Source organism: Blautia acetica (assembly GCF_038739805.1).
In the GTDB taxonomy this organism is placed as follows: Bacteria; Bacillota; Clostridia; order Lachnospirales; family Lachnospiraceae; genus Blautia.
In genome coordinates this window covers 1-816 of sequence record NZ_JBBEWO010000055.1, presented here as the reverse complement: position 1 = coordinate 816, position 816 = coordinate 1, and the positions used below count along the sequence as shown (strand labels likewise).

Sequence of the window (816 nt, the reverse complement as noted above, 5' to 3'; positions counted from 1 at the left end):
ATAACAAACTTATTTTTCATCTTTAAGGCATAATAAAAGAGGTCTTGGAATAAAGGAATCTGACGTATTTTCCATCAGATTGTTTTATCCTGAGGCCTCTTGTGTTATCATATGGTTTTGTAACCGTGAAATAAAAAAGCAGAAACCTCCCCGACCAAAGTTTGATTTCTGCTTTCACCCAAACATAGCTTACGCTACATTCATGCATACCTATGATAACAATTAAAACAGAAAACTACAACCTTATTTCTCAGGATTTTTACAATAAAACAATAGATTCTCTTGATCTGAACCTTATTTCATGTGTCTGCGGTCACTCCGGCTGTCTTATCCGTTATGGCTCTTACAGACGCAGCATCCAGCTTGCTGACAGGGTTCTCTCCCTTTCAGTCATTCGTGTGTACTGCAAGGCATGCGGGCATACCCATGCACTGTTACTTTCATCCATGATCCCTTATTCACAGATCCCTCTGGTTCTGCACGTCCGTCTGATTCATGCTTATGAACATGAAACCGGATTCCGGAACATACTGGCAGAACAATACCTCGTGGATGAAAACAACCTGAAATCCATAATCCGGAACTACCGCTTACATTGGAAGCAGCGCCTGCTCTCCATGAGGCTTCACCTCCCCGATATCCCCAGCCTGATTTCAGGATGTTTTTCCCTCTTTTCCAGACAGTTCATGCAGATTAAATCAACCTCCAATAAACTTTTTATCCTGCCAACATAACCTTACACGACAGGTCTGGTTTTATCCCTTATCCTTTAGAAAAAGGAGGCAGATGAAATCTATGAAACAAGAAAAACAACAG

1 protein-coding gene is annotated in these 816 nt (G+C 41.1%); it reads left to right on the top strand.

Translation table 11 applies throughout. The features are described 5' to 3' along the window. The first annotated feature begins 212 nt into the window (after positions 1-212). On the top strand, positions 213-734 hold the full coding sequence (locus WBS51_RS15165; RefSeq protein ID WP_291683786.1) for a hypothetical protein: 522 nt from the start codon (positions 213-215) through the stop codon (positions 732-734). The last annotated feature ends 82 nt before the right edge of the window (positions 735-816 follow it).

Excerpts from the sequence above, each read along its gene's own strand:
- WBS51_RS15165 (WP_291683786.1), top strand. The coding sequence starts at position 213 with ATGATAACAATTAAAACAGAAAACTACAACCTTATTTCTCAGGATTTT.